This window comes from Planomonospora algeriensis (assembly GCF_977012225.1).
The window spans coordinates 1-7,957 of the sequence record NZ_CDRNDK010000309.1; the positions used below are offsets into that span (position 1 = coordinate 1).

Annotated in this window: 8 protein-coding genes and 1 pseudogene; 7 read left to right on the plus strand and 2 right to left on the minus strand. The window is 71.4% G+C overall.

Annotated elements, in window-relative coordinates; all coding sequences use genetic code 11:
- Positions 1–592: pseudogene (locus ACWJ6R_RS25520) on the plus strand (hypothetical protein); the annotation flags it as partial.
- On the opposite strand, the gene ACWJ6R_RS25525 reads toward ACWJ6R_RS25520, so the two are convergent.
- The gene (locus tag ACWJ6R_RS25525; RefSeq protein WP_449064666.1) at positions 582–926 is read right to left on the minus strand and encodes a DUF2530 domain-containing protein; all 345 of its coding nucleotides are present in this window, start codon (positions 924–926) and stop codon (positions 582–584) included. The pseudogene ACWJ6R_RS25520 and the gene ACWJ6R_RS25525 overlap by 11 nt on opposite strands.
- Before the next feature lie 157 nt (positions 927–1,083).
- Here ACWJ6R_RS25525 and ACWJ6R_RS25530 point away from each other — a divergent pair, with 157 nt between their 5' ends.
- The 6 genes from ACWJ6R_RS25530 to thpR all read left to right on the plus strand — a co-directional run bounded on the left by ACWJ6R_RS25530 (position 1,084) and on the right by thpR (position 6,354).
- Positions 1,084–2,517, plus strand: coding sequence for an NCS2 family permease (locus tag ACWJ6R_RS25530; RefSeq protein ID WP_449064667.1), 1,434 nt, complete (start codon positions 1,084–1,086; stop codon positions 2,515–2,517).
- A 547-nt stretch (positions 2,518–3,064) separates the two neighbouring features.
- Positions 3,065–3,298: an SSI family serine proteinase inhibitor gene (locus tag ACWJ6R_RS25535; protein WP_449064668.1), complete on the plus strand. Its 234-nt coding sequence runs from the start codon at positions 3,065–3,067 to the stop codon at positions 3,296–3,298.
- Between the two features lie 279 nt (positions 3,299–3,577).
- Positions 3,578–3,775, plus strand: a complete 198-nt coding sequence (locus ACWJ6R_RS25540; RefSeq protein WP_449064669.1) for a hypothetical protein — start codon at positions 3,578–3,580, stop codon at positions 3,773–3,775.
- Between the two features lie 134 nt (positions 3,776–3,909).
- Complete coding sequence (locus ACWJ6R_RS25545) at positions 3,910–4,368, plus strand: MarR family winged helix-turn-helix transcriptional regulator (protein ID WP_449064670.1); 459 nt, start codon at positions 3,910–3,912, stop codon at positions 4,366–4,368.
- A gap of 101 nt (positions 4,369–4,469) precedes the next feature.
- Positions 4,470–5,738, plus strand: a complete 1,269-nt coding sequence (locus ACWJ6R_RS25550; RefSeq protein WP_449064671.1) for an MFS transporter — start codon at positions 4,470–4,472, stop codon at positions 5,736–5,738.
- Positions 5,692–6,354: an RNA 2',3'-cyclic phosphodiesterase gene (gene thpR, locus ACWJ6R_RS25555; RefSeq protein ID WP_449064672.1), complete on the plus strand. Its 663-nt coding sequence runs from the start codon at positions 5,692–5,694 to the stop codon at positions 6,352–6,354. The genes ACWJ6R_RS25550 and thpR overlap by 47 nt, the downstream gene beginning before the upstream one ends.
- Positions 6,355–6,622: 268 nt before the next feature.
- Here the strand turns inward: thpR and ACWJ6R_RS25560 are convergent, their stop codons facing one another.
- On the minus strand, positions 6,623–7,591 hold the full coding sequence (locus ACWJ6R_RS25560) for an aldo/keto reductase (protein ID WP_449064673.1): 969 nt from the start codon (positions 7,589–7,591) through the stop codon (positions 6,623–6,625).
- Between the last annotated feature and the right edge of the window lie 366 nt (positions 7,592–7,957).

Sequence of the window (7,957 nt, forward strand, 5' to 3'; positions counted from 1 at the left end):
TCCGGCCGGGACCGGCTCCGGCCCGGGTACCGGTCCGGGGGCCGGCTCCGGGCTCGGGGCGGATGCGGTGGAGGCGGGCGAGCCGGTCGTGGTCGAGGCCCCCGACCTGCTCCCGCTGGTCGCGGACCGGCCGCTGGTCCTGGCCCCGTTCGACCTGGCCGAGGCGCTGTCTGAGCTGCTCGACCTGCCGCTGGCGGGGGAGGAGGCGGCCGGCGAGGTGACGTCCTCCGGCGAGGTCCGGCAGGTCCCGCCCGCGGTGCGGTCGCTGCTGCCCACCGCCCCCGCGACCTACGTGGAGCACGAGAAGCTGCTCGTGGACGGCGTCCCCGCCGCCTGGCGGTTCTTCGAGGGCACGGTGCACGCCTCCGGCGTGGAGGGCCTGGCGCGCGGGCTCGCGTGGGCGTCGGGCCAGTGGGGCGACCGGCTCGCGGTCGCCGCGTCTGCTGCGCGACCCCGCCGCGGTGCCGCTGCTGCTCGCCGAGGCCGACCTGGACAGCTGGACCGCCTCGACCACGTGACGGGCGACGGAGGCGGCAGGGCGCCGGCGGCGCCTGCCGTCTTGCGAGGAGGCCGGGTTCGCCTCAGCCGGTGACGTGCCGGTCGGAGTCCTCCTCGGAGGCGCCGGCGGGCTTCGCTTCCGGGACGGGCGGCATGTGCGAGGCGGGCGGGACGGCCGTGGCGGGCTCGAGGGGCTCCTCCGCGGCGGGCAGCGGCGCCGGGTGGTGGCGGGGCCGGACGTACCAGAGGCCGAACCCGCCGAGGCCCAGACCCGACACGCAGGTCCAGATCCACCAGCGGTCCTCCGGGTCCAGTCCGAGCAGCAGGAGCACGACCAGGGCGATCGCCCACAGGACCATGCCCATGAGGATCGTGGCCGTGTCGTTGGTCTTCAACGGCTGGAGATCCTGACGGCGAGGCTGGTTCACGTGCTCCAGCGTAGGCGACGACTTCTCACTATCCGCAAAACGGGCGCAGTGAAGGCGCGGATCGATTGCGATCCCATCACCATCACGACCGGGGCCTTCCTCGGCGAAGGACACGATGTCACGCTGAACGTCCGTGAGTGATACCAAAACAAGCTCAATGAGCGCTCTTGACCGTTTCTTCCACATCTCTGCTCGCGGTTCCACGGTGGGGCGGGAGGTCCGCGGCGGTCTCGCGACCTTCTTCACGATGGCCTACATCGTGGTGCTCAACCCGCTGATCATCGCCACGGCCAAGGACGCCGAGGGCCAGTACATCGCCGACGCGACCTCCGCGCCGATCCCCCTGGTCGCCGCGGGCACCGCCTTCGTCGCCGGTCTGCTGAGCATCCTGATGGGCGTGGTCGGCAAGGTGCCGTTCGCGATGGCGGCGGGCCTCGGCCTGAACGCCTTCGTCACGTACGGCATCGCCACGCAGATGTCGTGGGAGTCGGCGATGGGCCTGGTCTTCCTGGAAGGCGTGATCATCGCCCTGCTGGTGCTGACCGGTTTCCGCACCGCGGTGTTCAACGCCATCCCGGCCCAGCTCAAGACCGCGATCAGCGTGGGCATCGGCCTGTTCATCGCGCTGATCGGCTTCGTGGACGCCGGTTTCGTCCGCAGCGGGTCCGGTGTGCCGGTGGACCTCGGCATCGGCGGCAAGCTGACCAGCTGGCCGATGGTCGTGTTCGTGGTCGGCGTGCTGCTGATCGCCGTGCTGGTGGCCCGGAAGGTGAAGGGCGCCATCCTGATCGGCATCGTCGCCACCACGGTCCTCGCGATCGTCGTCGAGGCGCTGGTCGAGGCCGGCGGCGCCGGCACGCCGGACGCGCCGAACCCCCAGGGCTGGCGGCTCAACGTCCCCGCCCTGCCCGAGCAGGTCTTCGGCTTCGAGAACCCGCTCCGGCTCTTCACCGAGTTCGACCCCCTCGGCGCGTTCGGTTCGGTCTCGGTCACCATGGCGGTGCTGCTCGTCTTCACTCTCCTGATCACCGACTTCTTCGACACCATGGGCACCGTCGTCGGCGTCGGCGCGCAGGCCGGCCTGGTCGGGGAGGACGGCTCGCTGCCCCGCACCCGCGAGATCCTGCTCGTCGACTCGATCGGCGCGGCGGTCGGCGGCGCGGGCTCCGTCTCCTCCAACACCACCTACGTCGAGTCGGCCGCGGGCGTCGGCGAGGGCGCGCGCACCGGCCTGGCCAGCGTGGTCACCGGCGTGCTCTTCCTGCTGGCGGTCTTCCTCTCGCCGCTGGTCGGGATCGTCCCCCACGAGGCCGCCGCCCCCGCGCTGGTCATCGTCGGCTTCCTGATGATGACGGCGATCCGCGAGATCGACTTCACCGACTACGAGATCGCCATCCCGGCCTTCCTGATGATCGTGCTCATGCCGTTCACCTACTCCATCGCCAACGGCATCGGCGCCGGATTCCTCGCCTTCGTACTGATCAAGGCGGTCAAGGGCAAGGCGCGCGAGGTCCACCCGCTGATGTGGCTCGTCGCGGCGCTGTTCGTGGTCTACTTCGCTCGCGGCGCGATCGAGGGCCTGCTCGCCTGAGCGCCTCACCGGAGGCCCGCCCGCTGATCCGGCGGCCGTCCGTCCGGGCGCGGGACCGCCGCCCGGACGGACGGCCGCCGGACCCCTGCACCGGGGGAAAACTTTGTCCGCCCGATGGATGGGCGGGTTCAACCGCCGGGTAAATATGTGGCCGATTGAGGACGGCGGCCGAGGTTGCCCGAAGGATATTCTCGCCCTAACATCGCAGGGCGAAAGGATTTGCGGCAGATCGCCGGCGGATTCTCGAGCATCGATATCCGTTCCTGGTGAGGCGCCGATTCACCGGCCCGTCGCCTCGCCATGTCGAATACCGCAGAACGCGGTGGACATTCAAAGGGAGACGTTCATGCGAATCCGGCTGTCCGCTCACATCCGTGTCAAGCGGTTCGCCGCGGTCTCCGCGGCCTTCACGGCGGGCCTGGCGGCCTTGCCCGGCGCCGTCCCGGCCTCGGCCGACGCGCTCGCGCCGGGTGGCCCACCGGTTCCTATCTCCTGGAGATGGTCCGGACGGACGGCTCGGCGCCGGCCAGGACGGTGACGCTGACCTGTGGCCCCGACGGCGCACGCACCCCGCGCGGCTGCGGCCTGCGACCGGCTCCGCCGTGCCGGCGGCCGGGTGGAGGACGTTCCCGAGAGCCCGGGGGCGTGCACGCTGGAGTACGCGCCGGTCCGCGTCACCGCCACCGGGACGTGGCAGGGGCGGCGGTACCGCTACGCCGAGACCCATCCGAACCGGTGCGCGGCGATACGCGCCACCGGAGGCGTCCTCTTCGCTTTCTGATCCGCCGTTCAGTGGAATGTTTTTCTGTTCGGCTGTCCGGAGAAAGCCTTTTCCGCTCGGTTGCCCGTGGAATTCTCGGGTATGGCGGTTCTCTGGGGCCGGATAATCCGTCCGGCCGTCGGCGCGGATTCGCCGGTGGATTCGCACCTGCGGATTCCGGGTCCCTTGATATCCGGATTCCGGGCCGGAAGGGGCCGCGCGGGAGCGGGCTGAGCCCGTGAACGCGAGCCCCGGTCACTCCGCGCACGCCCGCTCTTTCCCCACGTTTGGAGACGACGCATGCAGCCCATCTACCACGAGCAGCCCGTTCAGGACGCGGCCGGCCTGCTGCGCGACGCCGCGGATCGGGCGGTCCACGGCAGGCCGGGCGCCGACGCCCTGGCGCTGGCGGGGGTCGGCCTGGCCCTGGTCGATCTGGCGACGGAGCTGAGGGCCGCGCGGGAGGGCTCCGAGAGGGGCGCCGGCCGTACGGGCTGAGGGGCGGCGCGGGCCCGGCGGCGGGTTGGGGATCCCGGTCGTGTCTGGCACTCTGACGGCTCGCGGGAATAAATCCGGGCCGGAGGGAATGCGATGCGATCAGACATCGTTAGCAAGGGTAATGAGATCTGCTAATGAGTTACCCGATCAAGAAGGACCCCGTCGCGAACCTGCGCAGCGACGCCGGTCTGGCGTCGGCGCTGCGCGTGTCACTGGCACGCCTGACCCGGCGCCTGCGCAGGCAGGGCGCAAGCCACTCGCTGACCCCCACCCAGGTCGCGACGCTCGTCGCCGTGGAACGGCATTCCGGGATAACCCCCGGCGAATTGGCCGAGCACGAGAAGGTGCAACCGCCCTCGATGACCCGCGTGATCGCCGCGCTGGAAGAGCGGGGGCTGGTGTCGCGCACACCGCACCCGACCGACCGGCGGCAGGTGACCGTGACCGTGACCGAGGCGGGCTCGGCCCTGCTGAAGGAGGAGCGCCGCCGCAGGGACGCCTGGCTGACCCAGCGGTTGAAGGAGCTCACCCCCGAGGAGAGGGCGGTGCTCCGGCAGGCGGCGCCGATTCTGGAGAAGCTCAGCCGGATCTAGCCGAACCCGAGGAACCCGGCGCCTCGGCCGTCTCCGCGACGGTCGAGGCACCGGCGGCGGACCGGGAGACGCAGGCGGTCCGGACCGGGAGCGTCCAGCCCGTGCCGGAGGCCAAGGGGTCGATGTTCCGGTCGCTGCGCAACCGCAACTACCGGCTCTTCGCGATCGGCGGCGTGGTCTCCAACGTCGGCGGGTGGATGCAGCGCACCGCGCAGGACCTGCTGATCATCGGGCTGACCGGGGGCAGCGCCACCGCGCTGGGCGTGACCACGGCGCTGCAGTTCCTGCCCATGCTGGTCTTCGGCCTGTGGGGCGGGATGGTCGCCGACCGCTACCCCAAGCGGCGGGTGCTGCTCGTGGCCCAGTCGCTCCTGGGCGTGCTGGCGCTGACCATGGGCGTGCTCACCGTGACCGGCGCCGTGCGGGAGTGGCACGTCTACGTGATGGCCTTCGCCCTCGGCCTCATCGCCTGCGTCGAGGTGCCGACCCGGCAGTCGTTCGTGGTCGAGATGGTCGGCCGCAAGGACCTCCCCAACGCCATCGCGCTGAACGCCTCCAGCTTCAATCTGGCGCGCGTGGTCGGCCCGGCCGTCGCCGGTGTGCTGATCTCCGCGATAGGCGGGACCGGGCCGATCTTCCTGATCAACGCGGTCTCGTTCCTTGCCGTGCTCGGGGGGCTGGCGATGATGCGCACCTCCGAGCTGACCACCCCCGACCCGGTTCCCAGAGAGAAGGGCCAGCTCCGCGAGGGCCTGCGCTACGTGCTGGAACGGCAGGAACTGCTGATGCCGATCCTGCTCGTCGCTTTCGTCTCGCTGTGCACCCAGTCGTTCTCGATGTCGATAGTCCTGATGTCCAGCGAGGTCTTCGACTCGGATGCGGCCTCCTTCGGGATGGCCTCCAGCATGTTCGCGGTGGGCGCGCTGGGCGGCGCGCTCATGGCGGCCCGGCGCGTGAAGCCGGGCCGGAGACTGCTGATCGGCGGCGCGGCCTCGTTCGGCCTGTTCCAGATCGCCACCGGCCTGGCCCCCGGCTACCCCGTCTATCTGCTCCTGCTCATCCCCGCCGGGATCGCGCTGATCACGGTCAACACGACCGCCAACGCCGCGGTGCAGCTCGCCGCCTCGCCGGAGATGCGCGGCCGGGTGATGGGCCTGTACGTGCTGGTGTTCACCGGCGGCGCCCCGATCGGCGCGCCGCTGCTCGGCTGGGTCTCCGACCTGGGCGGCCCGCGCGCGGGCGTCGCACTCGGCGGGGCGCTCACCCTGGTCGGCGTGGGTGCGGCGATAATGCTGACCAAGGCGATCGGCAGGAGGACGACGCATGCGGCTGTTCGTGGCGTTGCTGCCGCCGCGGCCGGTGCGCGATGAGCTCGCCCGCGCGCTCGCGCCGCACCACGGGCACTGGCCCCAGCTGCGCTGGACCGATCCGGACAACTGGCATCTGACGCTGGCGTTCCTGGGCGAGGTGGCCGAGGAGCTCCTGCCCGCGCTGCAGACCCGCCTCGCCCGCGCCGCGTCGAGGTACGAGCCGATGGCGCTTGCGTTCGCCGGGGCCGGCGCGTTCCCCTCGGCCCGGCGGTCCCGGGTCTTCTGGGCCGGGCTGCACGGTGGCGGTGCGCCGCACGGCGGCGCCGGATCGAGCGACGGTGCCGGGCTGCACGGCGGTGCGCCGCACGGGGGCACCGGGTCGAGCGGGGGCCGGCCGGAGATCGTCCGCTTGGCCGACTCCGTCGGCGCGGCGGCGCGGCGTGAGGGCATCGCGGTGGACGAGCGGCGGTTCCGGCCGCACCTGACCCTGGCCAGGGCCAAGACCAGGGACGACGTCGATCTGCGCCCGCTGGTCGAGGCCCTGGGGTCGTTCGCGGGCAGCGCGTGGGAGGCGGACACCGTGCACCTGATGAGAAGCCACCTGGGCGGCCGGGTCCGTTACGAGACGGTCGAGAGATGGCCGCTCGTGGCGCGGGCATCCCGCGGGCAGGGCTAGGCTCCAGGGCGTGGATCGTCCCCGTCGCTGGCTGCTGCCCACGGTGCTCGCACTGCTCGTGCTCCTCGTGGTGGTCGGAGCCCTCGTCTCCTAGCGCGGAGCTCTCCTGGCGCGGAGCTCTCCCGAAGCAGGTGCCCTCCTGTGGAGCGGCGGTCTCCTGGAGCGGCGGTCTCCTGGAGCGGCGGTCTCCTGGAGCGGCGGTCTCCTGCTGCGGATCTCCGCCGGGGCGGGGCTCCCCCGGAAGGGAGCGCCCGTCACCCGGCGCCCGCTACCAGGCGTACTCCTCCGGAGCGGTCTTGAAGCCCGGGAAGATCTCGTCGAGGCGGGTCAGGGCCTTCTCGTCGAGCGTGATCTCCAGGGCCTTGACGGTGCCGTCGAGCTGCTCCAGCGTGCGCGGGCCGATGATCGGCGCCGTGACGGCCCGCTGGTGGAGCAGCCAGGCCAGGCCGACGTTCGCCGGGTCCTCGCCGAGCTCGTCGCAGAACGCCTCGTACCGCTCGATCTTGTCGCGGTGCTTGTCCAGCTCCTTGACGATGTTCTCCGAGGCCGAGCGGCCCTTGTCGATCTTCCGGAGGACGCCGCCCAGCAGGCCGCCCGCGAGCGGGCTCCACGGGATCAGGCCGAGACCGTAGTCCTCGGCGGCCGGGATGACCTCGAGCTCGGCGGCCCGGACGATCAGGTTGTAGTGGGACTGCTCGGAGACCAGGCCCACGGTGCCCCGGCGGCGGGCCTCCTCCTGCGCCTTGGCGATGTGCCAGCCCGCGAAGTTGGACGACCCGACGTACAGGATCTTGCCCTGCTGCTTGAGGATGTCCATGGCCTCCCAGAACTCCTCGAACGGGGTGTTCCGGTCGACGTGGTGCGCCTGGTAGAGGTCGATGTAGTCGGTCTGCATGCGCTTCAGCGAGGCGTCGCAGGCGCGGCGGATGTTGAGCGCCGAGAGCCGGTCCTCGTTGGGCCAGTCGCCCATCCCGCCGTAGAGCTTCGTGGCGATGACCGTCTTCTCCCGGCGGCCGCCGCCCTGGGCGAACCAGCGCCCGATGATGTTCTCGGTGATGCCCTCGCCCTTCTTCCACCCGTAGACGTTGGCGGTGTCGAAGAAGTTGATCCCCAGCTCGTGGGCGTGATCCATGATCGCGAAGGAGTCGTCCTCCGTGGTCACGGGGCCGAAGTTCATGGTGCCGAGGCAGAGGCGGCTGACCTTCAGGCCGGTACGGCCAAGCTGCGTGTAATCCATGCGCTCCACACTAAGGACCTGGAGTGCGCTCCAGGCGAGTGCCTTTTCCGGATGCGCGGGGTTTCCCGGCGTGCCGGGTTTCCGGATGCGCCGGATGTGCCGGATGTATCGGGTATTCGGGGCGTGCGGGATCATCCGGGCGTTCGAGTGTCCTGGACGCGGCGGATGTCCGGAGCGGCTTCTGGCGGCCCGGGGCTCTAAGCTGTCCGGTCATGCGCCTCCTGCCGTCCGGTGCCGGTTCCCCCGGGTCTCTCCGTCGTCCGGCCGCCCTCGTCCGGTGGGCCCTTCCGGCGGCCGTGTGCCTCGCCGTCCTGCCGCCGGCCGCCGCGCAGGCCGTACCGATCGCGCCGGGGGCCGGGCTGACCG